This is a genomic window from Micromonospora musae, from assembly GCF_003626635.1.
Lineage (GTDB): Bacteria > Actinomycetota > Actinomycetes > Mycobacteriales > Micromonosporaceae > Micromonospora > Micromonospora musae.
Genome location: NZ_RAZT01000023.1, coordinates 61,472 through 86,328, shown reverse-complemented (window position 1 = coordinate 86,328; position 24,857 = coordinate 61,472). Strand labels below are relative to the sequence as shown.

At 74.1% G+C, this 24,857-nt stretch carries 24 protein-coding genes; 13 read left to right on the top strand and 11 right to left on the bottom strand.

What is annotated here, in order from left to right; all coding sequences use genetic code 11:
- Positions 1-197: 197 nt before the first annotated feature.
- Together D7044_RS31110 and D7044_RS31105 are read right to left on the bottom strand one after the other, a co-directional pair.
- Complete coding sequence (locus tag D7044_RS31110; RefSeq protein WP_120673944.1) at positions 198-605, bottom strand: CoA-binding protein; 408 nt, start codon at positions 603-605, stop codon at positions 198-200.
- 42 nt (positions 606-647) lie between these two features.
- Positions 648-1,694, bottom strand: a complete 1,047-nt coding sequence (locus D7044_RS31105; protein ID WP_120691014.1) for an Rv2578c family radical SAM protein — start codon at positions 1,692-1,694, stop codon at positions 648-650.
- Between the two features lie 102 nt (positions 1,695-1,796).
- On the opposite strand from D7044_RS31105, the gene D7044_RS31100 reads away from it, so the two are divergent.
- Positions 1,797-2,177 carry a thiol-disulfide oxidoreductase DCC family protein gene (locus D7044_RS31100; protein WP_120673487.1) on the top strand — a complete coding sequence of 127 codons (381 nt, stop codon included), beginning with the start codon at positions 1,797-1,799 and terminating at the stop codon, positions 2,175-2,177.
- Between the two features lie 193 nt (positions 2,178-2,370).
- On the opposite strand, the gene D7044_RS31095 is transcribed toward D7044_RS31100, so the two are convergent.
- From D7044_RS31095 to D7044_RS31070, 6 genes are all read right to left on the bottom strand, one after another.
- A complete protein-coding gene (locus D7044_RS31095; RefSeq protein ID WP_120691013.1) occupies positions 2,371-3,048 on the bottom strand; it encodes a cellulose binding domain-containing protein in 678 nt (225 codons plus the stop codon).
- A 104-nt stretch (positions 3,049-3,152) separates the two neighbouring features.
- Positions 3,153-3,533: a DUF742 domain-containing protein gene (locus tag D7044_RS31090; protein ID WP_120673485.1), complete on the bottom strand. Its 381-nt coding sequence runs from the start codon at positions 3,531-3,533 to the stop codon at positions 3,153-3,155.
- Positions 3,511-3,957 carry a roadblock/LC7 domain-containing protein gene (locus tag D7044_RS31085; RefSeq protein WP_120673484.1) on the bottom strand — a complete coding sequence of 149 codons (447 nt, stop codon included), beginning with the start codon at positions 3,955-3,957 and terminating at the stop codon, positions 3,511-3,513. Before D7044_RS31085 ends, D7044_RS31090 begins: the two co-directional genes overlap by 23 nt.
- Positions 3,954-6,044, bottom strand: coding sequence for a nitrate- and nitrite sensing domain-containing protein (locus tag D7044_RS31080; RefSeq protein ID WP_120691012.1), 2,091 nt, complete (start codon positions 6,042-6,044; stop codon positions 3,954-3,956). The genes D7044_RS31085 and D7044_RS31080 overlap by 4 nt, the downstream gene beginning before the upstream one ends.
- Complete coding sequence (locus tag D7044_RS31075; RefSeq protein WP_120691011.1) at positions 6,041-8,611, bottom strand: helix-turn-helix transcriptional regulator; 2,571 nt, start codon at positions 8,609-8,611, stop codon at positions 6,041-6,043. Before D7044_RS31075 ends, D7044_RS31080 begins: the two co-directional genes overlap by 4 nt.
- Positions 8,612-8,616: 5 nt before the next feature.
- A complete protein-coding gene (locus D7044_RS31070; RefSeq protein ID WP_120691010.1) occupies positions 8,617-9,915 on the bottom strand; it encodes an Hsp70 family protein in 1,299 nt (432 codons plus the stop codon).
- 303 nt (positions 9,916-10,218) lie between these two features.
- Between D7044_RS31070 and D7044_RS31065 the strand changes: the two genes are divergently transcribed.
- Together D7044_RS31065 and D7044_RS31060 are read left to right on the top strand one after the other, a co-directional pair.
- Positions 10,219-11,130 (top strand): IniB N-terminal domain-containing protein, encoded by a 912-nt coding sequence (locus D7044_RS31065; protein ID WP_120691009.1) that lies wholly within the window; start codon positions 10,219-10,221, stop codon positions 11,128-11,130.
- A 119-nt stretch (positions 11,131-11,249) separates the two neighbouring features.
- The gene (locus D7044_RS31060; protein WP_120691008.1) at positions 11,250-13,106 is read left to right on the top strand and encodes a dynamin family protein; all 1,857 of its coding nucleotides are present in this window, start codon (positions 11,250-11,252) and stop codon (positions 13,104-13,106) included.
- A 1,196-nt stretch (positions 13,107-14,302) separates the two neighbouring features.
- On the opposite strand, the gene D7044_RS31050 is transcribed toward D7044_RS31060, so the two are convergent.
- The 3 genes from D7044_RS31050 to trxA form a co-directional block, all read right to left on the bottom strand.
- Positions 14,303-15,397, bottom strand: a complete 1,095-nt coding sequence (locus D7044_RS31050; protein WP_233565187.1) for an HTTM domain-containing protein — start codon at positions 15,395-15,397, stop codon at positions 14,303-14,305.
- Positions 15,394-15,834, bottom strand: coding sequence for a hypothetical protein (locus D7044_RS31045; RefSeq protein ID WP_120673477.1), 441 nt, complete (start codon positions 15,832-15,834; stop codon positions 15,394-15,396). The genes D7044_RS31050 and D7044_RS31045 overlap by 4 nt, the downstream gene beginning before the upstream one ends.
- A gap of 194 nt (positions 15,835-16,028) precedes the next feature.
- Positions 16,029-16,391, bottom strand: coding sequence for a thioredoxin (gene trxA, locus D7044_RS31040; protein ID WP_120673476.1), 363 nt, complete (start codon positions 16,389-16,391; stop codon positions 16,029-16,031).
- Positions 16,392-16,944: 553 nt separating this feature from the next.
- Here trxA and D7044_RS31035 point away from each other — a divergent pair.
- From D7044_RS31035 to D7044_RS30995, 10 genes are all read left to right on the top strand, one after another.
- Positions 16,945-17,460, top strand: a complete 516-nt coding sequence (locus D7044_RS31035; protein WP_120673475.1) for a MaoC family dehydratase — start codon at positions 16,945-16,947, stop codon at positions 17,458-17,460.
- A 200-nt stretch (positions 17,461-17,660) separates the two neighbouring features.
- Positions 17,661-18,176: a hypothetical protein gene (locus D7044_RS31030; RefSeq protein WP_120673474.1), complete on the top strand. Its 516-nt coding sequence runs from the start codon at positions 17,661-17,663 to the stop codon at positions 18,174-18,176.
- A gap of 52 nt (positions 18,177-18,228) precedes the next feature.
- Entirely contained in the window at positions 18,229-18,852 is a 624-nt protein-coding gene (locus tag D7044_RS31025) for a TrmH family RNA methyltransferase (protein ID WP_120673943.1), read from the top strand.
- 125 nt (positions 18,853-18,977) lie between these two features.
- Positions 18,978-19,676 carry a DUF6758 family protein gene (locus D7044_RS31020; protein ID WP_325050628.1) on the top strand — a complete coding sequence of 233 codons (699 nt, stop codon included), beginning with the start codon at positions 18,978-18,980 and terminating at the stop codon, positions 19,674-19,676.
- A gap of 116 nt (positions 19,677-19,792) precedes the next feature.
- Positions 19,793-19,951, top strand: coding sequence for a hypothetical protein (locus D7044_RS32750; protein ID WP_007455302.1), 159 nt, complete (start codon positions 19,793-19,795; stop codon positions 19,949-19,951).
- 6 nt (positions 19,952-19,957) lie between these two features.
- Positions 19,958-20,833 (top strand): PH domain-containing protein, encoded by an 876-nt coding sequence (locus D7044_RS31015; protein ID WP_120673472.1) that lies wholly within the window; start codon positions 19,958-19,960, stop codon positions 20,831-20,833.
- Positions 20,834-20,934: 101 nt separating this feature from the next.
- A complete protein-coding gene (locus D7044_RS33175) occupies positions 20,935-21,762 on the top strand; it encodes a SigE family RNA polymerase sigma factor (protein WP_233562869.1) in 828 nt (275 codons plus the stop codon).
- Positions 21,763-21,812: 50 nt separating this feature from the next.
- Positions 21,813-23,045, top strand: coding sequence for a hypothetical protein (locus tag D7044_RS31005; RefSeq protein ID WP_120691006.1), 1,233 nt, complete (start codon positions 21,813-21,815; stop codon positions 23,043-23,045).
- A gap of 156 nt (positions 23,046-23,201) precedes the next feature.
- On the top strand, positions 23,202-24,080 hold the full coding sequence (locus tag D7044_RS31000; RefSeq protein ID WP_120673470.1) for a PHP domain-containing protein: 879 nt from the start codon (positions 23,202-23,204) through the stop codon (positions 24,078-24,080).
- A 40-nt stretch (positions 24,081-24,120) separates the two neighbouring features.
- Complete coding sequence (locus D7044_RS30995) at positions 24,121-24,735, top strand: MarC family protein (RefSeq protein WP_120691005.1); 615 nt, start codon at positions 24,121-24,123, stop codon at positions 24,733-24,735.
- Positions 24,736-24,857 lie beyond the last annotated feature (122 nt).

The following is a 24,857-nucleotide window of genomic DNA, read 5'->3' as shown; positions in this document are numbered from 1 at the left end:
AGATCGTCCGGCCCGAGCCCCACAGATGCTCCAGCACCTGCCGATGCCCGAACGTCAACACCCCCGGCCTGGCCACCCACACCCCCAACACAACCAAGATCAGTTGCACTGAACCCTAGAAACCGCCAGATCGACTACGCCGCCAACCTCATGATCAACGGGTTGAGTGGGGGTGGGGACGGGGTCGGGTTCGGGGGTTAGGGGCGGCGGGTCAGGGCGCCTACGGCGCGCTCCACCGCGAGGCAGCGGTCTTCGACGTACTCGATGCCCGCCTCCTCGGCGATCCGTCGCGCCTCCGGCGACACGATGCCGAGCTGCAACCACACCGCCGGGGCACCGATCGCCACCGCCTGCCGGACCACGTCGACCGCGTCCTCGGCGGGCCGGAACACGTTCACCAGGTCCACCGGGTGCGGGATGTCGGCGAGCGTCCGGTACACCTTCTCCCCGAACAGCTCATCGGCGCTCGGGTTGACCGGAATGATCCGCCAGCCGTGCCGCTGGATCTGCAGCGGCACACTGTGTGCCGCCTTGAGCGGATCGCGGGACGCGCCCACGACGGCGATCACGGCGGAGTCGGCGAGGATCTGCTGAGCGGTACGCACCCGGCGACTGTAGCTCCGGAACGGCGCCACCGGCGCGCGCGGTCAGAGCAGAGTGAGCTGCTCGGCGGCGGGCGGCGACGGCGGCTCCGGAAGATCACGGCTCTCGCCCCGCTCGCCCCGATGCATACCGTGGCGGCGCGACGCGATCCGCACCCGCGCGGTCAACTCCCGCTGATAGGCCTGCGGAGCGTACGACCCGGCCCGGTAGAGCTCGCGGTAGCGGGGCACCAGGTGCGGGAACTCCCGGGCCAGCCAGTTCGCGTACCACTCGCGGGCACCGGGGCGCAGATGCAGCGGTATCGCCGAAACGCTTGTCGCCCCGGCCGCCGCGACCGCCGCCACCGTGGCGTCGATCGACTCGTCGTCGTCGCTGAGTCCGGGCAGGATTGGCGCCATCAGTACGCCCACCGAGAAGCCGGCGTCGGTGAGCGTCCGGACGGCGTCCAGCCTGCGGCGCGGGCTCGGGGTGCCCGGCTCGACGGCCCGCCAGAGCCGCTCGTCGACGAAGCCCACCGAGTAGGAGACGCCGACGCGGGTGACCTCGGCGGCCTGCCGGAGCAGCGGAAGGTCGCGCAGGAGCAGCGTGCCCTTGGTGAGGATCGAGAACGGGTTGGCGAAGTCGCGCAGCGCCGCGATGATCTGCGGCATCAGCTGGTAGCGACCCTCGGCGCGCTGGTAGCAGTCGACGTTCGTGCCCATCGCGATGTGCGCGCCCCGCCAGCGCGGCGCCGCCAGCTCCCGCCGGACCAGCTCACCGGCGTTGACCTTGACGATCACCTTCTGGTCGAAGTCCGCCCCGGCGTCGAGGTCGAGGTAGGTGTGAGTATTTCTCGCGAAGCAATATTTGCAAGCATGACTGCATCCACGGTAGGGGTTGATCGTCCACTCGAACGGGACGCGGGAGGCGCCCGGCACCCGATTGATGATCGACTTTGCCCGCACCTCGTAGAACGTCATGCCGGCGAAGCCGGGGGTGTCGAAGGTGCGCACGGTTGCGCCGGGCAGCGCCAGCGGCAGGGGTGGCGTCGCTGGCGCTGCCCGTTCGGGAGCCCCCTCGGCCGGGGGAGCGGCGAGGTTGGCCCAGCGCATGGGCATTATTCGAACACACGTACGAGCGCGGCGCAAGCCCGCACGCCGTGTCCCCGGCCACCTCGCCGGCCGCGCCACGGCCTCCGGGTGGAGGATGGAGGCATGGAGAGGTCGACGTTCGTCTACGACGGCGATTGCGCGTTCTGCACCCGCTGCGCCGAGTTCATCGAGCGGCGCATCCCCACCTCGGCCCGGGTGCTGCCGTGGCAGTTCGCCGACCTGGCCGCCCTCGGGCTGACCGAGGCGGAGTGCGAGCAGGCCGTGCAGTGGGTGGGCGTCGACGGCGTACGCGCCGCCGGGCCGGACGCCATCGCCCGGCTGCTCGGCGACAGCGGTCCACTCTGGCGGATCCCGGGCGCGATCCTGCGCTTCCCACCGGCGCGCGCCGCCGCCTGGCCCGCGTACCGCTGGGTGGCGCGCAATCGCCACCGCCTGCCCGGCGGCACCGCCGCATGTGCGGTGCCGGCCGCGCACCGGGACTGACCGGTCCGGCCGCGCCGGTCCGCGACGGTCACCCCGCCGACCGTCAACGCCGCGCTGAGCCGGCCACCCGCTGGCGGCCACTGCCGTGGTCAGTCGGCCACGCTGCTGGCGGCCGCCGCCGTGGTCAGTCGGCCACCCGCCGATGGCTGCTGCCGTGGTCGGCCGGCCACTCCGCCGACGGCCGCAGGCGGGGTCAGTCGGGGAGGCCGGTGCAGGTCACGCCGTTGATGGTGCAGGCCGTCGGGGCCGCGCTGACGAGTGCGCCGGCCACCCGGAAGGTCACCTGCACCGAGCCCTTTCCCGGCACCTGCCCGCCGTCGTCCGGCACCAGGGTCCAGGTGGCGCCGGCACGGGTGGCGCGAGCCCCGGTGACCGCCGTGAGCTTGAGGGACTCCCGGGGCAGCGTGACCACCAGGGTCCAGTCCGGCGCGGGGGCCGTCCCCGGGTTGCTGATGGTCACCGCCGCGCGGTAGCTGAGCAGCGCGCTCTCGTCGATCGAGAGCTCGGCGCGCAGCGGTGTCGGCGCCGGGGCGGACGCGCTCGCCGGCGCGCGGGACGGCGGCGCCGCGCTGCTCGGGCTCGACGTCGCCGCCGGGTGGCTGGTTGTGGGGTGGGCGGACGCGGCGGGTCGCGCCTCCGCGCCCGGAGTGCCGGGCTCGGTGGGGGCCGCCGGACCGGTCCTGGGTGGTGGGTCGAGTGCCACCGGGGCCAGCTGCTCCGGTGCCCGCAGCATCAGGATGACGGGGACCGCCGTGGCGGCCAGCACCGTCAGGACGGCCAGGACGGCGATCCGGGCGGCGCGTGACCCTGTGCTCCGGCCGGTGACCGTACGCCCGACGGACCGGGCGAGGGCCACGATCCGGTCGAGCACGATGATCGCTATGGTTCGCCGTGGCTGCGGCGGTGATGCCGGCACTGCCTACTTCCCCCTTCAACTGGTTCGACGCGGCGAGGCGGCCACGGTGGTTCGTCGGCTCAGAGCGCGCGGAGCCCGGCGAGCAGGTCCCTGAGCAGGTCCTCGGAGGGCAGCTCGGCGAGCGTCGGCGGTTCGTGTGTCTCGATGAGCCCGGCCGCGAGCAGGTCGCCGAGGAGCACCCGGACGGTGCCGACCGGTAGGTCGAGCTCCGCGCCGATCTCCGCCACCGACAGCGGCCGGTGGCACATCTCGACGATCGCCGCCTGTTCGGGGAAGAGGCGTCCCGCCGCGGGGCCGGGACCGCGAGTGATGATCAGGGTGATCAGGTCGAATCGGCCCCGCTCGGGCGCGGCGCGGCCCCGGGTCATGGTGTACGGACGGACGACAGGTCCGGCGTCGTCGTCGTACCACGCCTCGTCAGGCGCTCCGGTCGGCTGCACCGATCTCCCCGCCCGTCACGGTGGAGGCCGGTGCGAGGTACACCGGCAGGTGCTGCTCGGCCTGCCCCACGAAGAGCGCCACCTCGTACGCCATGTCGCCGACCTCGGCGTCGGCGCCGATCCGGACGGTGAGGATGGCGCCGTTGCGGGTGGTGGCGACGAAGAGGAAGGCGCGGGCCATCTGCACGACGATCTGCCGTAGGGCGCCGCCGACGCAGACCCGGGTGGCGGCCGAACCGAGCGCCTCCAGCCCGGCGACCAGGCTGGAGAGTTGACCGGCCAGGTCGTCGTGGACCTCACGGCTGGCGCCGAGCAGCAGCCCGTCGGGCGAGAGCACCACCGCGAACTCGGCGCCGTGCACCCGGTCGACCAAGTCGTTCAGGGCCTCGGTCAGGCCGTCGGTGGTGACCACTGAATGCGTCATGAGCGTCCTCTCGCTGCTCTGGGGGCCGGTATCTCAACCGTGTCTGTGCCGGCCCTGACCGGCGTGGGCTGACCGGACCCGGGGTGACGGGTCCGCACCGGCAGGCCGCCGACGCCGCCGGGCCCGGCCGGTGGCCGTGCCGACGGGCCGGGCCGGGGGCCACCCGGCCCGGGCGCCGCACCGTCCGGCCCCGTCGGCGTGACCAGGGCGGTCTGGAGCAGCACGATCGCCGCCGTTCCGCCACGAGGACCGGGTTGCAGCGAGACCCGGGCACCGCAACGGGTAGCGAGCAGGGCAGCAGCGTACAGGCCGGTGCGGCCGGACGGGGGACCCGCCATCGGCGGATCGGTCAACATTCGGTTCGCCGCGGCGAGGCCGGCCGGATCGAGGCCGGGCCCGTCGTCGGTGACCACGACGGCACAGCCGCCCGGCCGCTGCTCGCCGGTCATCCGGACCGTGGTCTCCGCCGAGGAGAAGACCAGGGCGTTCTCGACGAGTTCGGCGAGCAGGTGGGTGACGTCGGTGACCGCGGGTCCGGCGAGGTGCCACGGCCAGTGCGGGGCGACCAGGACGCGTTGGTAGTCGGCGACCTCGGCGACGGCGCCGCGGGCCACGTCGAGCAGCGGCACCGGTCGTCGCCAGCGCCGGGCCGGTCTGGCCCCGGCGAGAGTGACCAGCTTCTCCACGTTGCGGCGCAGCCGGGTGGCGAGGTGGTCGAGTTGGAACAGCTCGGCGGTCTCCTCCGCGTCGTGTTCGCGGCGCTCCATCAGGTCGAGCAGGTTGAGTTGCTCGCGCAGCAGCACCTGGTTGCGCTGGGTGAGGCGGAGGAAGAGCTCCCGGGTGGCCGCCGCGACGGCCTGCTCGTCACGGCGGGCGACCACCGGAGCGCCGTCCCCGCGACCAGGCCCGGTGGGCAGGCGATCGTCCCGGCCGGCGGCTCCGGGTGGGCGATCGTCCCGGCCGGCGGCTCCGGACGGGCCGCCGTTGCGGCCGGCGGCGGGGGGCCGGGTGCGTTCGTCGACGGGCGGTGGCTTGAGCGGCGCACCGGCCGGCGCGGGGGCTCCGGTGTGGACGGCGCGGTGGGTGGTCGCCCGGGGTCGGCGCACCGCGCGAGCCCCGGCGAGCACCAGGGTGACCAGCGCGATCAGGCCGAGACCCAGCACCGCCCCGGTACGCACGAGCAGCAGGGCCGCGCCGGGGGTGGCCCGCCGGACGCTCTCCCGGGCGGTGGACCTGACCAGGTCGTCCAGCGCGGCGAGCGCCGCCCCGGACGCCTCCTGCCACTCCTGCGCGCCGGGCTCCGGACCGGCGCCGGCCGGGTCCAGCAGCCGTTCCTCGAGGGAGCGCAGCGCGGCGAACCGGGGGCCCTGGGTCAGGGCCAGGTAGGCGTCCTGGTCGCTGCCGGGCAGCCCGGCGACGGCCTCGGCGCCCGCGTACCGCCGGACGTCGATCAGCTCGTTGAGGCGGCGCCGGTCGTCGGGAGTGACCCGGCCGCCGGTGAGCGCGGCGGTGAGCAGGGTGTCCTCGCGGGCCAGCAGCTCACGGGTGCGGGCGAGCGCCACGACCGACCGGGTCTCGGCGGCGAGGTCGCTCTCCCGCGCACCCCACTCGGGGCCGTAGACGGCGAAGGCCAGGTCGATGAGCTGGTCGTAGCCGGTGACCGCCTCGGCGTGGCCGGCGTCCGCCTCGGCGCGCAGGTCGGTCAGCCCGTCGAGCCGACGCAGCAGCGTGTCGGCGCGGTCGCGTACCGCGCCGGCGGTGAGCAGCCGCAGGTCGGTGCCGCCGATGGCGTCGCGGAGGGCGGCCACGCTCCGGTCGGTGCCGCTGCGCGCGTCGGCGAGGGTGTCCGTCTCCCGTGGCCCACCCGCGATCGCGCCGGCGGTGTGACGTCGTTCGGTCTGCAGGTCGCGGATCAGCCGGTCGGTGGGCTGGCCCACGGTCTCCGACAATGCCTGGACCCGGAACAGGTCGGCGGCGTCCCGGCCGGTCAGGTACGCGGCGTACGACCAGAGCACGATCAGCATGACCGCCGTGCCGGCGAAGAGTCGCCGGGCCCGCTGCGCGGTCGTCGCCTCGGGCCCGCTCATCGGGCCGCCCGTCCGGGCCAGGGCTGCCCGGCCGCCGTGTCCGGTCGCTGCGCCACGATGGTGCGCAGCAGCGCCAGCAGCTCCGCCCGGTTGGCGCAGTTGAGCCGGGACCGCATCCGGGCCACATGGTGCTCGACGGTCTTCGCCGAGATGAAGAGCCGGTCGCCGATCTCCCGGTAGGTCAGCCCGGCGAGCACCAGTTCGGCCACCTCCCGTTCCCGGTCGCTGAGCCGGTGCGCCGCGGGTGCGGCGAGGGCGTCGGCGACCTGCCCGTCACCGTCGGCCGTGGTCGGCTGGCTCGTGCGGGCACCGGTGGGGCGGCCCTGGAGCGTCCGGGCGCAGTCGAGGAGCGCGGTCATCGCCCGCCGGTCCGGGGTGCGGATGGCGGCCTGGCCGGCGAGGCGGGCGCCGTCCCAGCAGAGTCCGGCGTCGTGCAGCCCACGGGCCGCGGCTTCCACCTGGGCCGGGTCGACCACGCCGCGCAGCACGTCGACCCAGCTGGCGGCGGCAGCGGCGACCACTGTGGCGTACCGGCTGTGCGGCGCGGCAGTCAGCAGGGCGGCCACGTGCTCGTCGGCGACGGCCGGCTCGTCGGAGAGGATCGCGGCGTGCAGACCGCTCCAGTGCAGCGGCGTGCTCCACAGCGGTGGGTCATCGAGCCGGGCCAGCAGCGACCGGGCGCGGTGCAGGTGCGGCGCCAGCCGGTCCAGGTCGCCCAGGCGGGCCGCGGCGATGGCCAGCTCGCCGAGGGGGAGGAGCGTGAACAGGTCCACCGGGTGGCGTACGACGGCCTCCAGGGCATGCCCCCAGCCGCGCTGGAGCGCGCCGAGGTCGCTGTTGCGCCGTGCGATGCCCAGTTCAAGGGCGGTGGCGAAGAGCTGGTCGCGCGATTCGAGCGGCCGGCCGCGGCCGGTGACCGTGCCGAGCCGGCCGGCGGCGTCGGCGGTGCGGCCCCGGACCATCAGGATCCAGGCTTGGAGCAGCCGGTGCCGGCGGGCCATCAGCGGGCCGCCGATGCCGCTGGCCGCCGCCCGGTCGAGGACCCGCTCTGCGATGTCGAGTTCACCGGCGTGTACGGCGGTCAGGGCGGCGAGGGCGGCCGGGCTGTCCGGCAGGAGCACCGCCCGGCCGTCCGGTTCGAGCAGCGCCGTCGCCTGGACGAGGGTGGAGAGCGCCGACGTGGGCGTCCCGCCGAGGCTGTCCCGTACGCCCTCGGCCATCAGCCGGGCGGCGCTCGCATGCAGCGTCGGCGGCCCGTTCCGCTCGCCCGTCCGATCGCTGCCGGCCTCCGCGAGGTCGCCGGCGGCGAGCGCGCCGATGGCGGCGAACGCCGCGGCGGGGGCCGCGGCCGACCAGCGGTACAGCTCCACGCTGCGGCCGACCTGACCGCGATGGGCGAGCGCCGTCGCGGCGACCAGCGCCGCCTCGGCCCGCTCGGTGGGGGTGGCCGAGGCGAGCAGCCGGTCGGCGAGGCGTAGCGCGACGTCGAGGTCGCCGGCGAGAGCCGCGGCGACCGCCTGGCGGGCGGCGACCGGTCGGCCGGCGGTCGATGCCGCCGCGAAGAGCTCCGCCGCGAGGGCCGGTTCGGTGGCGAGCGCCTCCTCGGCGGCGGCCTCCAGCGTGCCGGCCGGGTAGTCCGCGGCGACGCCGGCGGTGAGCAGCGCGCGGACCAGCGGTAACACCGAGCCGCCCCGGGCGAGCTGGACCTCGCTGAGCCGACGCCAGACCGCGGTGCGCTCGGCGGCCGGGCTCAGGGCGGTCACCGCCCGGCGGACCAGCGGAGCGAGCCGCCCGTCCGGGCCGAGCAGGCCGGCGGCGCGGGTCGCGGCGACGAGGGCGTCCACCTCGGCCGGTTCGCGGCCGAGCAGCGCGCCGAGCAGGTCGACCGGCAGCGGTACGCCCGCGGCGACGGCGAGCAGCAGTCGCCGGACGTCGGGGGAGAGGTCGTCGAGGTCCGGGCCGAACTCGAGGACGGCCTGCCGGGGCGGCTCGGCCGGGGCGCCCGGTCGTGGCTCCTGCCCGCGCAGCGCCCGGGCCAGCCGTTCCACGTCGCGGGGCACCCCGGCGGTCTGGCCGTGCACGAAGTCGATCAGGTCGGGGCGTCGGCCGAGTTCGGGAACGGCGGCGAGGTACGCGGCGGTCTGTTCGCGGACGAACGGGGTGAGCAGGATCAGCTGTCCCTCCCGCTTCACCGCGTCGGCCAGGTCGACCAGTGGGGTGGAGCGTGGCCACGGCCGGTACGCGACGACGAGCCGGTGCCGCCGACCGTTCACCAGCTCGCGCAGCACCCGCAGCCGGGCGTCGTCGAGCAGGTGCGCGTCGTCGACGAGCAGGACGGTCTCCGGGTCGACCGCGTCGACCCGCTCCGGTGCGGTCTCCTGCACGGCGCCGCCGGCCCGCCGGTGCAGCCGGGCCAGCTCGGTGAGGTACGCGCTGCGGCCGTGCCCGTCGGGGCCGGTCACCGCGGCGAGCAGCGGCTCCGCCGGGTCGGTGGCGACCCGGTCGAGCAGGTCCCGGGCCGCACGGTCGAGGACCAGCCGGTTGCCGGCGAGGGCGCTGATGGTCATCGGGGTCATCCTTCGCGTCCCCGGCCCCGGGACAGCACGAGGCGCGACGCCCTCGGCAGCTCCAGCGGGGTGATCCGGATCGGGGGCCGGGGTGGCGGCTCGGCGTGGTGCATCCGGTCGTGGTCGGGGCGTCGGGGCGCGGGCACTGCGGGGCCGGGATGCCGGTGCGGCCCGGGTACGACGTCGTGGCGTGCGTCCGCGGTGGGGGCGGGTGCGCGCGGTGGCTCGGACGGTCGCGGCCGCGGCGACACCACCTGGCAGGCGGCCAACGCCGCGCCGGTGGCGGCGGTCAGCTGCGGATCGGGCTCCACCTCGACCGGCACCGGGAGGGCGGCGGTGAGCAGCTCGGCGACGAGTGGGATCCGGGTGGAGCCGCCGGTCAGCAGGACCGCGTCGAGGTCGGCGGCGCGCAGGCCCGCGGAGAGCACGGTGCGCAGCAGCAGATCCACTGTGGCCTGCACGGCCGGGCGGATCATCTCCTCGAACCGGGCCCGGGTCACCGGAACCCGGGTCGGTCCGGCCGGCAGGTTGAGCAGTACGTCGGTCTCGGTGCCGACGGTCAGTTCCCGCTTCGCCCGTTCGCACTCGGGCCGCAGCGCGCGCAGGGTCGCGTACGTCTCCCGGCGGCCGGCGGCGGCGAGTTCCCGGGCCAGCGTGGTCCGTACGTGCTCGGCGAGCGCCTCGTCGAAGTCGGAGCCGCCGATCCAGTCCAGCCCCTGCGGGAGGCCGAGGGTCTCGTACCGGCCGTGCGCGTTGCGCCGGACCAGGGCGGCCTCGAAGCTCTCCCCGCCGAGGGCGTACACCACGGCGGTGCTGCCGGCGAATCCCCGGGCGGCGTGGCCCTCGGCGACGGTGACCGTACGGGGCAGCAGCGTCACGTTGGACATGCCCAGCTCCCAGAGGGAGTTGTGCAGCAGTTCGCGGCGGTGCCGTCCCCAGCCGGCGGGGTGGCTGAGCACGACGGCGTCGGCTGGCTCCCCTTCCCGGGCGAGGACCCGCTCCACCACCCAGGTGGCGAGCACTGCGGTGAGCAGGTGCGGTGGGCAGGCCTCTCCGGCCAGCAGCAGCGGCACGTCGTCGCCGATCCGGTGGAGGAATCCCCGGGCCGTCCGGCTGCCGTCGTCGGTGCCGGACTCCCCGACGACGAGCGTGCCGTCGACGCCGAGGTGCAGCACCGACGGCACGGTGGCGGCGCCGGTGTCCAGTGCGACCGTCTCGGGACGGGCCCAGCTGGCGCCGCGGCGCCGGGCCACGGTGGCCGCGGTGGTCGTGCTCCCGATGTCGATCCCCAGGACGTACGGCATGCGCCTTCTTCCTTCGCCGGAGTCGGCCGGTCGCCGCACCGCGGGTTTCCCACGGGGTGAACGACCCACCCCCGGCGAATCCCCGTGGGCTCCTACGTTCGTACCAGAGATCGCTCCGGCATCGGGACCCTAAATCTGGCCGCCCCGATTCCCCCACTCCCCCTAACGGACGATGCGGAAAAGACCCTAACCGGGCACCACGGATTGCGGGCCGTTCCCCGATGCCCGGTCCCGCAGGGTGGTCATAGCGTCGCTGTCGACGAGCGGCGGTCGCCGACGCCCACATCCGAGGAGAAGCGGCACATGGACCAGACCCTGCACGACTTCGTGCTCAACCTGCTCACCGACGCCGACGCCCGGTCGGCGTTCGACCTCGACCCGGAGGGTGCGCTGCGGGCCGCCGGCCTCACCGACATCACGGCCGCGGACGTGCAGGACGTGGTGCCGCTGGTGGTCGACTACGCGCCGGTGCAGGGGCTCGCCCCGGTCGCCCCGGTCCTCGGTGAGCTCGGCGCCGAGCCGCTGGTGACCGACGCGACCGATGTGGTCGGTCAGCTGCAGCAGGTGGCGCAGCAGATCTCGGTCACCAACGGCTACAACGGCGTGGACGTCAAGGCCGGCGTGCTGGGCGCCATCGCGGTCGACCCGACGTCGGTCGCCGCCGGGGTGACGGTGCTGCCCGGTATCGGCCTGGGCGTCGGCCCCGGCGGCCTCGGCACCGACCTGACCGGGGTGCACGACGTCGCCCACACCCTCGACGCCGACGTGGTCGGTGCCGTGGACTCCGTCGCCGACCCGGTGGTCGGGGACGTGACGGGGACCCTCGGCAGCCCGACGACGGTGCTCGACGCGACCGACCACGGCCTGCTCGGCACCCCGGAGAACCTGCTCGGCGGCTCGAACGGCCTGCTGGGCGGCACGCTCTCCGGCACCACGGGCCAGGTCGACGGCCTCGTCGACTCGCTCGGCGTCGACGACACCCTGGGCGGGCTGGGCCTGCACGGCGGCGGCGGGGTCGTCCCGCCGGTCGACGTGCCGGGCACGGTGGGCGGCGTGACGCACCAGGTGGATGGGCTTCTTTCTGGCGTTACCGGCACGGTGGGCAGCGTGACCGGTGGCGTCACCGACGGGGTGACCGGCGACGCCGGGGTCCACGGGGACGCTTCGGCGTCTCACGGCGGCGGTCTGCTGGGCATCACCGACGGTCTGCTCTGACCTCCCTCGGTCGGAGCAGGAGGGCCGGGTCGCGGTGGCGGCCCGGCCCTCCATCTTCTTCCCCCTTCTTCCGCCCCCCTCTTGATAATTGAGCCGAAATCCGCACACTTGGTGCGGTGATGGCGGGGATCTGGCTCGACGTGCTGGACGAGATCGCCCGTACGTGCCGCGAACACGGACGTGGCGATCTGCTCCAGGCGGTCCGGCAGAAGCGCGCGCAACTGCTCGATCCGACCCTGCGGGTGCTGGTCATCGGGGAGCCCAACCAGGGCAAGAGCCAGCTGGTGAACGCGATCGTCAACGCACCGGTCTGCCCGGTGGGCGACGGCCGCACCACCGTTCTGCCGACCGTCGTGCAGCACGCCGAGGTCGCGGCGGCGGCCGTGGTCCAGGTGCCACCGCCGACACCGGGCCGGTCACCGGGGACGGCGCTGCCCGGCACCGTGGAGCGGACCCCGGTGCCGGTGGAGCAGATTCCGGCGGGCGTCGCCGGCTCGTACGGCCGCCGGCCCGGAGGTGGTCCCGCGTATGTCGAGATCGGACTCCCGCGCGCCCTGCTCGGCGCCGGGCTGGTCCTCGTGGACACTCCCGGCGCCGACGAGATCGGCACGCCCGCGGGCGTGGCCTCCGTCGCCGCGCTGAACCGGGCGGACGCCGTGCTGCTCGTCTCCGACTCGACCCGGGAACTCTCGGTGGCCGAGCTGAACGTGCTGTTGCACGTCACCCGCGCCCACCCGAACGTGCTCGTCGTGCAGACCAAGATCGACCTGGTGCCGGACTGGCGGGCGGTGGCGGATCGCAACCAGCGACACCTCGCCGAAGCCGGCGTGCCAGCGGCCCTGATCCCCGTCTCGGCGGCCCTGCGGCTGCGCGCGGCCGCCGCCGACGACCGAGACCTCAACGCCGAGTCCGGCTTCCCCGCGCTGGTCGCCCGGCTGCACCGGGACCTGGCCGGCAAGGCCGACGTGCTGGCCCGGGCCACGGTCGGCCTGGCCGCCCGGACGGTGGTCGAGCAGCTCGCCGCGCCGCTGCGCGCCGAGCTGGAGAGCCAGCAGGCCGAGGAGCAGTCCGGACCGATGTCCCGGCTGCACGCCGCCCAACGCGAGGTCGAGGAGCTGCGCCGCTGCTCCGTGCGGTGGCAGAACACGCTCAACGACGAGATGGCCGACCTGCTCTCCGACATCGAGTACGACCTGCGCGAACGTACCCGTCAGATCCTGCGCGAGGTCGACGACGCGTTCGACACGGCCGACCCGCTGGTCGCCTGGGACACCTTCCAGGAGTGGCTGTCGCGCAACCTCACCGAGGCGGCCGAGGCCAACCACGAGTGGCTGGCCCAGCGCTGCGACTTCGTCGCCCGTCGGGTCGCCGGCCACTTCGCCCGGTACGGCTACGACGTGCTGCCGCCCTGGTCGATGACGGTGCCCGAGGACCTGGCCGGCCGGACGCCGGAGATCGAACAGCCCAACGTCGACCGCTTCACCGTCAGCCAGAAGGTGATCACGGGCATGAAGGGCTCGTACGGGGGCCTGCTGATGTTCGGGCTGGCCATGACCCTCGCCGGCATGCCGATGATCAACCCGGTCTCGATCGGCGCGGGCGCGCTCTTCGGAGGCAAGAGCATCCGCGACGAGAGCAAGCAGCTGCTGCGCCGTCGGCAGGCCACCGCGAAGACCGCCATCCAGCGCCACGTCGACGACTACTTCGTACGCGTGGTCAAGGACTGCCGGGACACGGCCCGCCAGGTGCAGCGGATGCTGCGGGACCACTTCGCCGCGCTGACCGAGGAGCTGCAGGAGGCGATCGTGCAGTCGCTGCGTACCGCCAAGCAGGCGGCCGACACCGACGCGGCCGCCCGCGACCAGCGGCAGCGGGAGATCAAGCTGAAGATGACCCGGCTGGCCGCGCTCTACGACCAGGCCCAGCAGCTGACCGCGGGCCGGCCGGCGGCGGCGCCGCTGGAGCCGCGGGCATGACCGTCGGGCTCCGCTTGGACGAGGCGGTCTGGGGGCTGCTGCACCAGGCCCTCGAGCTGTACCGGGACGATCCCCGGGCCACCGGCCACCTGCGGCACCAGCTCGCCCGGCTGGAGCAGCCGCTGCGGGTCGCGATCGCCGGCCCCTGGCGTGCCGGCAAGTCGACGCTGCTCAACGCGATGATGGGCGAGGAGGTCGCGCCGGTGGCCGGGGCCGACGGCAGTGCCGTCTTCACCTGGTACGAGGACGGCCCGCAGCCACGGGCGACCGCGTACTCGGCCGACCAGCCGCCGCAGGAGCTGACGATGGTGAAGTCGGCGACCGGGATGCGGGTGGACCTCGTCGGCTGGCGGGCCGGCGAGCTGCGCGACATCGTGGTCCGCTGGCCCACCCGCGCGCTGCGGCAGGTGACTCTCCTCGACACTCCCGCGATCACCGGCCCGGTGGAGGATGGTCGGTCGCCGGTGATGGACCGCGTGCTGCGGGACGCGGACGCGGTTCTCTACCTGACCCGGGACGGCCGCGGCACCGACCTGCGGGTGTTGGAGTCCGGCCGGGACAGCGCCGTCGGGCAGGCCGCCCCGATCAACACCATCGTGGTGCTCGCCCGCGCCGACGAGACCGGGGGCGGGAAGATCGACGCCCTGCTCAGCGCCCGCCAGCTCGCCCGTCGCCAGCATCGCGATCCACGGGTGAACGCCCTCGGCGTCACCGTGGTGGCGTGCAGCGGGTTGATCGGGCTCGCCGGCCGGGTGCTCAGCGAGTCAGACTTCGCGGCGCTCGCCCAACTCGCCGCGGTGCCGAGGCCGCAGCTGGAGGCGTACCTGCTCTCCGCCGACCGCTTCCTGCGCAGTGAGCTGCCGGTGCCGTTGGACGCCGAGGTACGCGCGGGGCTGCTGGACCGGCTCGGGCTGTTCGGGGTCCGGCTCGCCACCACTCTGGTGCGTACCGGCTGTGACGGCCGGGCGGCCCTCTCCGGCGAGCTGATCCGCCGCAGCGGCCTGGCCGAGCTGCGCGAGTCGGTCGGCCGGTTCTTCGTCGATCGCCGGGAGACGCTCAAGTCCCGCTCGGCGCTGGCGGCCGTCGAGGCGCTGCTGCGGGCCGAACCCGGGCGGGGCACCGCCGAGCTGCTGGCGACCGTCGAGCAGATCCTCGCCGGGGCACACGAGTTCCGGGAGCTGCGGCTGCTCGCCGCGCTACGCGACACCCGGCTCGGGTTCGACGCCGAGGTTGCCGCGGAGGCGCGCCGGCTGGTCGGCGGGGACGGGGTCGGCCTGGCCACCCGGCTCGGGGTCGAGCACGACGCCGACGTGCGGCGGCTCTGGGAGGCCGCCGCCGAGGCCCAGTGGCGATGGCGGGACCGGGCCGAGGACCCCCTGCTCCGGCTCGCCCAGCGGCGCGGGGCGCAGGTCGTCGTCCGCAGCTGTGAGGGGATGCTCGCCGAGCTGGCCGAGGGCGGCCGGTGATCCGGACCGCCGCAGTCCGCGCAGCCAGTGGATCGGCCGGACCCGCTCCAGCGGCAGGAAGGCGGTCATCGCCGCGAGGTGCGGCGCGAACGAGATGGTGATGGTCGCGAAGGTGACCAGGTGGAACGAGTAGAAGAAGCCGACCGTCAGCGACCGCCACCGGGCGGGTAGCAGGAAGACCACCGGGCTGGCCAGCTCGAAGGCGATGATGCCGAACTGGGCGACGATCAGCAGGTAGGGCACCTGTGCGATCAGGTCCGCCAGCTCCGTGCCGCGCCGGATGATCGCCCGGGCGAGGACCGAGCCGGTCAGCCAGTCCAGGCCGCCGAAGCGCAGCTTCGCCCAGGCCGCCAGGAAGTACGTACAGACGACGGCGATCTGGGTGACCCGCAGCGCCCAGCCGGCCGCCTCGGAGCGGGTGGGGTCGCCGTGCCGGGCCCGCCCGACGGTGGGGAGCACGGCCAACGCCACGAGCAGCCCGAACCGGTCGTGGTCGACCTTGCCGTAGCTCATCGCGACGATCATCCACTCGAGGTAGAGCGCGAAGACCGACCAGCCGAGCAGCCGGGGCGCCCGCCCGGTCGCCGCGAGCAGGGCGAGCCCCAGCAGGGCCCAGAAGATCACCGCCACCAGCTCCGGAGTGGGCGTCGGCAGGTGCAGCAGCCGACCGGCCAGCAGCGGCTGGTAGAGCTCGCCGGGCACGCTGACCCGGGTGCGTACCCAGGGGGTGAAGAAGATCAGGTCGGCGGCGACGAAGAGGTAGATCACGGTGCGGAAGGCGGCGACTCGGCCGCGCGGCACCGGCTCGGTCAACCAGCGGATCATGCCGGCACCTGCCAGCTGACCACCGTCTCGTCGGTGTACCGGCCGGTCGGGCGCCCGTCCTCGATGCCGATCCAGCGGATCACGATGCGGACCTCGGCCAGCGCGGGCGCGTCCGGGTGCCGTTCGGCGTACGCGTCGGCCACCACGGCGAGCCGGGCGGGGTCGGCGACGTACCGGCTCTGCTGGCCCTCGATCTCGGCCCGGCGCAGGCCGGTCGCGTCCTCGCCGAGGCTCACCACGGTTCCGGTGCGGTCGACGCCCTCGACCCGGGTGTCCGGGGCGGGCGCGTTCGGCGGGTTGGACGTCGCGTACATCCGGAAGGGGCCGAACGGGAAGTCGTCGTCGCTGCCCCAGAGCGTGCCGGTCAACAGCACGGCCAGGCCGAGCGCCGTCGCGCCGACCCGGGCCGCCCGTCCCCGGCGGGTCAAGGTCTCCATCGGATCGTGACCCTACGGGAAGGAAGGGCCGAAATGGGTCCCTCCGACGATCAGGGTCCCTCGACCGGCGGGCCGACCCGCCGTGCTCGACAGGCGCGCCGACCAGCCGGGCTCAGCCGGCGGACTGCCGGCAGACAGGCCGACGGCCGGGCTCCCCTGGTGGGGGCCCGGCCGTCGAACCGGTTACCACCGGCTCAGTGCTTGTGCTCGGCCAGCTGCCGGCGGACGTCGTCCATGTCGAGCGCCTCGACCTGCTCGATCAGGTTCTCCAGCGCCGACTCGGGCAGCGCGCCGGGCTGCGCGAAGACGATCACGCCGTCCCGGATCGCCATGATGGTCGGGATGGACCGGATGTCGAACTTGGCACCCAGCTCCTGCTGCGCCTCGGTGTCGACCTTGCCGAAGACGATGTTCTCGTGCTTCTCCGAGGAGCGCTCGTAGACGGGGGCGAACCGCTTGCACGGGCCACACCAGTCGGCCCAGAAGTCGACGAGGACGATGCCGTCCTTGCCGGTCATCTCGTCAAAGTTCGCCGTGGTCAGCTCGACGGTTGCCATTGAAGTCTCCGATCAGCGCGCTATACGTACGCCCCGTAGAACCAGGGTGGACCGCATCGCATTCCCGCTCGTCGGGTGTCGAAACGGGGCACCCGCCCGGGCCGGTCGGCGTACGGCGGGTCATCGACCCGCGTCTGTCAGTGTCCGCCCTGCGGAACGCAAGTGCATGTCGCAGTTGCGTGACGAAGCGTGATGGGAGCGTTCCCGGGGGAGTTCGCGTGATTGACCGACACGAATCGGGAAGTGGGGGCTTGACAAGGAGTATCTCTACTGCAGAGATCGTCTCCGAGGGTCCGCGCGAACACGGAGAGTGTTGTAACAAAAGAATAAATGTGATCTGGCTCTCTGTTCGAACCGGACGGGCGTACGGCAGAATCTGTCACATCAGAGCGTGGGCGGCGGGTGCCGGGGAGGGCCCCGCCGCTCATTGCGTCTCCCCCCCCGGATGTGGCCGGTGTGACATTTCCGCCTGGCCCCGGTCGTGAGCGGCACCTTATCGATCGGTAGGGCATGCTGTCCCGAACTCCATCGCCGCCCGTCGAAGGGGACCAGGATGCAGTTCGGCCGTTACTACGAGGAGTTCGACGTCGGCGCGGTCTACCGGCACTGGCCCGGCAAGACCGTCACCGAGTACGACGACCATCTGTTCTGCCTGCTCACCATGAACCACCACCCGCTGCACATGGACGCCCACTACGCGGAGTCGGCCACCCAGTTCAAGCGCAACGTGGTGGTCGGCAACTACGTCTACTCGCTGCTGCTGGGCATGTCCGTCCCCGACGTCAGCGGCAAGGCGATCGCCAACCTGGAGGTCGAGTCGCTCCGGCACGTCGCGCCCACGTTCCACGGCGACACCGTCTACGGCGAGACGACCGTGCTCGACAAGCGCGAGTCGGCCTCCAAGCCGGACCGGGGCGTGGTCTCGGTCGAGACCCGCGGCTACAAGCAGGACGGCACCCTGATCTGCGTGTTCCGCCGCCGCGTGATGGTCCCCAAGCGGGAGTACGCCCTCAGCGACGTGCCCGAGGGCGTGGACCCGGAGCGACCGAGCTTCCCCGAGCCGCGCTGACCGATCTCGCGGTGCCGGCCCGGGTGGCGCACACCCGCCGGCTCGCCCCTTCCCCAGGTTCTGGTGGGGAAGGGGCTCTTTTCGTGATTCGGGGCATATGCTGACGCCGGAGGTCCCGCGATGAGCGAGCGCAGCGAGCGAACCAGCAGGCTCAGCGCGTCGGTGCCTCATGGCGCCGCGGAGCGAAGCGGAGCGGCGGCATGAGCCACTCCGTCGCCGGAGAGCCGCCCTCTGCCGGCCGTCGCGCCGCACCGCTGACCACCGCCGTCTACTCCGCCGCCGAATGGGACCTGCTCACGAGCCTGCCCGCCCGGATCCTGGTGGCCGCCACCGCGCCCGGTCCCGGCCGGCCGCGCCGCGGGCTGAGCGAAGGGCTCGCCGGCCTGGAGGCGCTGACGGCCGGTCGCTCGTTCGACAGCGACCTCGTCCGTGCGGTGGTGAGCACGATCTACGCCCGGCCCGACGGCCAGCCGGTGGCCGGCGCCGGAGACACCGACCTGGTCGACCTCCTCGCCGCCTGCCGGGAAGCCGTGCGGGTGCTCGACCGCCGCGCCGACCCCGCCGACTCGGCCGCGTACCGCCAGTGGGCGCAGTCCGTCGCGGCCCGGGTCTGCCGGGTGCCCCCGCCCGGTCAGGTGCGGCCGGTCGGGGAGCCGCCGGCCCCCGCCGACCTGCGCTTCCTGGACCGTCTCGGCGACGCGCTCGGTCTGCGCTGAACCGCCCACCCGCCCGCTGGTGCCGGCCCGGCACCCGTACGCTCTGGTGATCGTGACCGGTGACCAGCTCGACGTCGGCGTGGGCCCCTGGACGGGCGACCCGCCGACCGACCCGCGGTACGACCCCGAGCTGCTCGCGGAGGGGGACCGGCGCAACGTCGTCGACCGCTACCGCTACTGGGGCCGGGAAGCGATCGTCGCCGACCTGGATCGGCGCCGCCACCAGTTCCACGTGGCGATCGAGAACTGGCAGCACGACTTCAACATCGGCACGGTGGTCCGCAACGCCAACGCCTTCCTCGCCGCCGAGGTGCACATCGTGGGGCGGCGGCGATGGAACCGGCGCGGCGCGATGGTCACCGACCGCTACCAGCACGTCCGGCACCACGAGACGATCGAGGAGTTCCTGGCCTGGACCTCCGCCCGAGATCTGCCGGTCGTCGGCATCGACAACCTGCCCGGCTCGCGTCCGCTGGAGACCGCCACGCTGCCGCGTCGCTGCGTGCTCCTCTTCGGTCAGGAGGGGCCCGGCCTCTCCGAGCCGGCGCGCGTCGCCTGCGGCGAGGTCTACTCCATCGCGCAGTACGGCTCGACGCGGTCGATCAACGCCGGAGTGGCGAGCGGCATCGCCATGCACGCCTGGATCCGGACGCACGCCGGAGCGCCCCCGGAGTGACCCGCCCGCTCGCCGCGCCCACGTCCGGGTGACGCGGCTCGGCGTGTCACGCCCTCCGTTGTCGCGATGGGACGGATGCGGCCGCTCCGCTTGACGGCGCCGCCGTACGGGGTGACGGTGGAGAGGTGAGTGTCGCGGTCAGCTGTCCACGTTGTGGTGGGCCCGTACGGCCACCCGACCTCATGCACTCCGAATCACGCTGCGCCCGGTGCGGACCGGTGCCGCCGCTGCACGTGCCCGAGCACGTCGGAGCCGAGATCGTCGCCAGCGTGGTGGAGCGGATCGTCGCCGACGCCGACCCGCCCGGGCGGCAGAGCACGCCGCTGTGGTGCCCGTGGCCGTTGCCGAGCGGCTGGACCATGACCGGCGTGGCGTACGCGGGGGACGACCGCAGCGGCGTACGCGCCACGGCGGTGGCCTGCGCGGGCCCCGCCCCGCTCGGTGGTGGCCCGGCCGACCTGGTCTTCATCGCCGAGGAGCCGGGCGTGGGGCTGGGCAACCGGTTCGCCGCCATCGCCGGGCCCGATCCGGGACCGCAGCTGGCGGAGGCGCTGAGCGACCCCGGACCGGGCCACCCCGAGCACGTCGGGCAGGCCCGGATCAAGGTGGCCGGGCACCCGACTCCACTGTGGCTGGTGAGCTCTCCCGCAGATCGAAGCGCGTACGCCGGCGAGGCTCGGGGTTTGTGGCTCCATGCGATAGCCTGGCCGGCGAGTGCGGGGCACCTGCTCGCGGAGGATGTCGTGCTGCACGACCTGACCGAGTGGACTCCCCCCGAACTCGTGTACGGCGCACCATCTCCGTATCTGCACGGGAGGGCTTGACAAGCCGGCCGGAATGACGGAGAACGGACGCAGATATTCACTGTACGACACCACACTGATACTCTGGGTGCCGCTGCGGTAATGGGACCCGGCGCCGCGCGAGAGGATGGCCCGCCATGGTCAAGAAGGTCCTCACCTGGGCCGGTATCGCATTCTTGATCTTCTTTGTTGCGTACCGGCCGAACTCCGCCGCGGACGTGTTCAAGTCGCTCGGCGGCGGGATCATGGACATCGCCCAAGGCTTCGGCGACTTCTTCACCAGCCTGGTGGCCTGACCGCCGATGGGCAGCCCCCCCGGTCCGCCGTTCGACCCCGACGATCCCGACCGGGAGCGGCGGGAACGCGACACGGAGCCCATCCCACGGGTCCCTCCGGACGAGGGTCCCGGCTACGGATCCGGCGCCGGCCTCTCGGACGGTCCCTCCTTTTCGGACGACGCCGGCTACGGCGACGGCCCCGGCTACGCGGGGGAAGGCCGATCCGGCCGGTCCTGGATCCGCGACCCGGAGGGTGGCTACCAGCAGCCGGTGATCTCGGAGGACGAGCTGGCCGGGCTGCGCGCCGACGCGGCCGGCAACACGCCTCGACGGGTGTTGCCGCTGGAGGACGAGCCCAGCTCACTGGTCGCCCGCTACCTCTTCCCCACCGAGCGCTACCGGGGCGAGTGGAAGCGGCACTGGATCCACCTCGCCACCCCGATCCTCATCGGCATCGCGGCGACGTTCGTGCTCGGCTACCTCTCCGGCTTCCTCGCCGGGCAGGACGTCGGCGCGCTCACCACGGTCGCGGTGCTGCTCTGGTTCGCGGTGATGGGCTGGGTGGCCTGGCGGGTCGCCGACTGGTGGTATGACCGTTTCATCCTCACCAACAAGCGGGTGATGGTGGTCAACGGGATCATCACCCGGCGGGTCGCCATGATGCCCCTGGTGCGGGTCACCGACATGAAGTACGAACAGACCCCGACCGGCCGTGCGCTCAACTACGGCACCTTCGTGCTGGAGTCGGCCGGCCAGGAGCAGGCGCTCCGGGAGATCAAGAACCTGCCCAACCCGAACGAGCTCTACCTGCGTGTGGTCGAGGAGATGTACGAGCCGCAGGCGGTCGAGGCTCGGCTCGGCAAGGAGGCGGACGAGGCGAAGGCCGACGACGGCGCCTGACAGTTTCCCCCGAACATGGGATGAACTGCACACCTTCGGGTCTCGCCCCGGCGCACCTGCCCATGGCAGCCTGGTTGGTCCGGGCTTTCAGGAGGTGTCCAGTGGGCGGCAGGGACCAGTCGGAGGAGGAGTTCCGCGAATTCGTCGCGGCTCGCTCCGCCGCCCTGCTGCGCACCGCGTACCTGCTCGCCGGCGACTGGGCCACCGCCGAGGACCTCCTCCAGACCGCCCTGACGAAGACCTACCTCGCGTGGCGGCGGCTCGGCGGGATCGAGGCGATCGAGCCGTACGCCCGGCGGGTGCTGGTGAACACCTCGACCAGCTGGTGGCGTCGGCGTTGGCACGGGGAGCGCCCCACCGAGGTGCTCCCGGAGCGGGCCGGCGCCGACGAGGTCGAGCGGCAGCTCGACCGGGACCTGCTCTGGCGGCACCTGCGCGCCCTGCCCAACCGGCAGCGAGCGGTCCTGGTGCTGCGTTACTACGAGGACATGTCCGAGGCGCAGACGGCCGCCCTGCTCGGCATCTCGACCGGAACGGTCAAGAGTCAGACCGCGCGCGCCCTGGCCACGCTGCGCCGCCGGATGGGCGCCGAGGCGGCGCTCGACCTTGCCGGCGAGCGGGCCGCCGAACCGGCACGGCCGAGCCGGTCAGCCCGCTCGGGCGGCCTGCCGGCCCGGCTCGAACAGGCCGGGCCACTCGTCACCGCGGCCGATCCGGTGGAGGCGGCGGCCGTTCTCGCCGGTACCCCGGCCGGCCCGACGAGCGCCGACGAGCCGGGACCGGTCGCAGCGACCGGGAGCGAAGACGAGCAGCCGGCAGTCGTGGCGCGGCGGCTCCCGACGCCACGAGACGCCGACCCGGGCCCCGTCGTGGCCCAGCTCTCCGCAGTGCCGGCGCCGGCCGGTGTCGCCGCCGGGGAGCAGGGGTGAATTCCTCCCGGCGTGACAACCTGAGCGGGGCCCCGGCGCGTCCAAAGCACGTGACGCAGGACGAGCTGGAACGGGCGGTCCGGGAGACGTTCGCCCAGCAGGTCGCCGCCCCCCGTCCGGGCGCGGCGGATCCGGCCGGGGCGGCGATCCGTCGCGCCCGGCGGACCCAGCGGAAGCGGACCACGACCGGGCTGGCCCTGGCCGCCGTGGCGACCGTGGCGGTCAGCGCCGGGATCGTCCAGCTCGGGGACGTGACGCGCCGACCGACCCAGCCCCCGACGGTCGTACTCGGTGACCCGTCCAACCAGGTCCGGCCCGAGCCGCTGCCGTCGGGGACCGGCGGCGTCGACGTGCCACCGGTCGCCCCCGACGCGGGGCCCGACGTACTCCTCGCCGGCGCGATCCTCGGCGCCGACGGCGAGCGGGTGGCGGTCGCCGGAATCGGTCCGGCGGAGCGCGCCCAGCGGTTGCCGGAGAACGCCGGATGGCTGGTGATCGGGGCGCCGACCACGGCCGGCCGGACGCTCTGGGCGGTGCCCCGCGACGGCACCCCACAGGTGCTGCTGGACGGCGCGGACGCGATCGTGGTCGCCACCGACGGCCGGCAGGTCGCCTGGCGCGACGGCGACGAGATCGCCGCCGCCGGGCTCGTCCGCACCCAGCTCATCGCCCCCGTACGCACACCCGCGCCGGCCGGCGCCGTGCCGGTGGGCTTCGTCGGGAACGCCGTCCTGGTCCGGCTCGACCCGGCCCGGCCCGGCCACGCGCTCTGGAGCCCGGCCACGGCACCGCTGGACACCGGCGTGGACCGGATCACGTTGAACGTCTACGGGGCGCTCCCGGACGGTCGGCTCGTCGGCCAGGTGTCCAGCAAGGGCACCGACCAGCCCTGCCTGGCCCTGCTCGACCCGTCCCGGACCCTGACCCCGATCGAGACCGCGTGCGGTCCGACGCTCAGCCAGGACGGGCTCGGCGCCGTCTCCCCGGACGGACGATGGCTGCTGCTGAACGGAGCGTCCGGCAAGAAGGCCGGCGCGCTGCTGGTGGACGTGGCGCGCATCGGCGTCACCAGTCCGGGCGGCCCCCTCGTGGCCGGGCACGCCGGGCCGCCGCTGACCGGCTCGGTGGCCTGGAACGCGGTCGACGAGGCGGCTTACATCGACGAATCGGGCAAACTGGTACGGCTCACGGCGGGCCGGGTGCACGTCGGCGAGGCCGGCGCGGCCGTCGCGGTACCCGGGGCGGACGCCGCGAACCGCCCGGTGGTGGTGACCGGCTCCTGAGCGGGCGGCGCGCCGTCCGCGGCCCCCGTCCGTGCCCCGCCGCTCACCGGCGCTGCGGCCACCCCGCTGCGGGCTCGACGCAGGGGTGACGGCGCGGCCCACCCACAGCGGGCCCGGCTGCCCGGTGGCGGTCGGGCGGAACGGTAGCGTCTGGCGATGACCTCCGACCGCGGCCCGGGCCACCGGATCGACCTGCACGCCCACTCGACGGCGAGCGACGGCACCCTGAGCCCGGCCGAGCTGGTGCGGGCCGCCGCCGACGTCGGACTCGACGTGGTGGCCATCACCGACCACGACACCACCGCCGGCTGGGCGCCGGCGGTGGCGGCGCTGCCGGCCGGGCTGCGGCTGGTCCGCGGCGCCGAACTCTCCTGCCGCTGGTTCGGCGCGGACCCGCCGGTGCCGCTACACCTGCTCGCGTACCTCTTCGATCCGGACGATCCGGAGCTGGTCGCCGAGTTGGCCCGGGTGCGGGCCGCCCGGGAGGTGCGCGGCGAACGGATCGTGGACCTGCTCCGGGCCGACGGGATCGACGTCGACTGGGCGGAGATCCTCACCGGCGCGGGCGGCGGGACGGTCGGCCGACCGCACATCGCCCAGGCGCTGATCCGGGCCGGTCTGGTGGCCACCACCACCGAGGCGTTCGGGCCGGACTGGCTGGGCGAGCGCTACCGGCTGCCGAAGGAGGACATCGACGTCTTCCACGCGGTCCGGCTGGTCCGGGCCGCCGGCGGTGTGCCGGTCTTCGCCCATCCGCGCGCCACCCGCCGGGGCCGGGTGGTGCCGGACGAGCTGATCGCCGAGCTGGCCGCCGTCGGGCTCGCCGGGCTGGAGGCCGATCACGAGGACCACTCGCCGGAGGAACGGGCCCACGTCCGGGGCCTCGCCGCCGAGCTCGGGCTCTTCTTCACCGGCTCGTCGGACTTCCACGGCACGCACAAGACCGTCCGGCTCGGCGCCTTCACCACCAGCCCGGAGGCGTACGAACGGATCGTGGCCGGTGCCGGCAGGGTGACCGGGATCGCTTCCGGCTGATCCGCGTTTCGGCTCGTGAGGGCGCGGCTACCTTGATCAGGTGGATCTGAAGCTTCTCGGCGAGGTCTTCGTGACCCTGCTGGTGATCACCGACCCACCGGGCATGATGCCGATCTTCGTCGCGCTGACCGGTCCGCTGCCCGCTCGGGACCGGAACCGGGCGGCGTGGCAGGCGGTCGCGTTGGCGCTCGGTGTGATCGTGGTCTTCGCGGTGGCCGGACAGACGCTCCTCGACTATCTGCACGTCGATCTTCCGGCGCTGCAGGCGGCCGGTGGGCTGCTGCTGGTGCTCGTCGCGCTGGAGCTGCTGACCGGCAAGGGCGACGAGCCGAGCGGCCAGTCCACCTCGAACATCGCGCTGGTGCCGCTCGGCACCCCGCTGCTCGCGGGCCCCGGCGCGATCGTGGCGACGATGCTCTTCGTCCAGCAGGCGGAGGGGCTGAGCGACTACACCGCCATCGCGGCGGGAATCATCTCCGTGATGATCGCCGTCTGGATCGTCCTGCGCTTCTCCGGCGGGATCGTCAAGATCCTCCGGCCAGGCGGGATCGAGGTGCTCACCAGGATCGCGGGCCTGCTGCTGGCCGCCATCGCGGTGCAGCTCATCGCCGACGCGGTCGCCGCGTTCGTGCGGCACTACGCGCACATGGTGTGAGCGCGGCGACAGATCTGTCGTACGCCGATGGCAGGATCTCGGGTGTGCGACGACCCTCTTCAGCCGGCCGACCCTCCTCCACCGGCGGCCGCGCGCCCCGCCCCCGGGCGGAGCAGGCCGAG

Excerpts from the sequence above, each read along its gene's own strand:
- D7044_RS31035 (WP_120673475.1), top strand. The coding sequence starts at position 16,945 with ATGCAGTTCGGCCGTTACTACGAGGAGTTCGACGTCGGCGCGGTCTAC.
- D7044_RS31060 (WP_120691008.1), top strand. The coding sequence starts at position 11,250 with ATGGCGGGGATCTGGCTCGACGTGCTGGACGAGATCGCCCGTACGTGC.
- D7044_RS31080 (WP_120691012.1), bottom strand. The coding sequence starts at position 6,044 with ATGAGCGGGCCCGAGGCGACGACCGCGCAGCGGGCCCGGCGACTCTTC.
- D7044_RS32750 (WP_007455302.1), top strand. The coding sequence starts at position 19,793 with ATGGTCAAGAAGGTCCTCACCTGGGCCGGTATCGCATTCTTGATCTTC.
- D7044_RS31030 (WP_120673474.1), top strand. The coding sequence starts at position 17,661 with ATGAGCCACTCCGTCGCCGGAGAGCCGCCCTCTGCCGGCCGTCGCGCC.
- trxA (WP_120673476.1), bottom strand. The coding sequence starts at position 16,391 with ATGGCAACCGTCGAGCTGACCACGGCGAACTTTGACGAGATGACCGGC.
- D7044_RS31065 (WP_120691009.1), top strand. The coding sequence starts at position 10,219 with ATGGACCAGACCCTGCACGACTTCGTGCTCAACCTGCTCACCGACGCC.
- D7044_RS31045 (WP_120673477.1), bottom strand. The coding sequence starts at position 15,834 with ATGGAGACCTTGACCCGCCGGGGACGGGCGGCCCGGGTCGGCGCGACG.
- D7044_RS31105 (WP_120691014.1), bottom strand. The coding sequence starts at position 1,694 with ATGCGCTGGGCCAACCTCGCCGCTCCCCCGGCCGAGGGGGCTCCCGAA.
- D7044_RS31015 (WP_120673472.1), top strand. The coding sequence starts at position 19,958 with ATGGGCAGCCCCCCCGGTCCGCCGTTCGACCCCGACGATCCCGACCGG.
- D7044_RS31100 (WP_120673487.1), top strand. The coding sequence starts at position 1,797 with ATGGAGAGGTCGACGTTCGTCTACGACGGCGATTGCGCGTTCTGCACC.
- D7044_RS31050 (WP_233565187.1), bottom strand. The coding sequence starts at position 15,397 with ATGATCCGCTGGTTGACCGAGCCGGTGCCGCGCGGCCGAGTCGCCGCC.
- D7044_RS31085 (WP_120673484.1), bottom strand. The coding sequence starts at position 3,957 with ATGACGCATTCAGTGGTCACCACCGACGGCCTGACCGAGGCCCTGAAC.
- D7044_RS31000 (WP_120673470.1), top strand. The coding sequence starts at position 23,202 with ATGACCTCCGACCGCGGCCCGGGCCACCGGATCGACCTGCACGCCCAC.
- D7044_RS31070 (WP_120691010.1), bottom strand. The coding sequence starts at position 9,915 with ATGCCGTACGTCCTGGGGATCGACATCGGGAGCACGACCACCGCGGCC.
- D7044_RS31075 (WP_120691011.1), bottom strand. The coding sequence starts at position 8,611 with ATGACCATCAGCGCCCTCGCCGGCAACCGGCTGGTCCTCGACCGTGCG.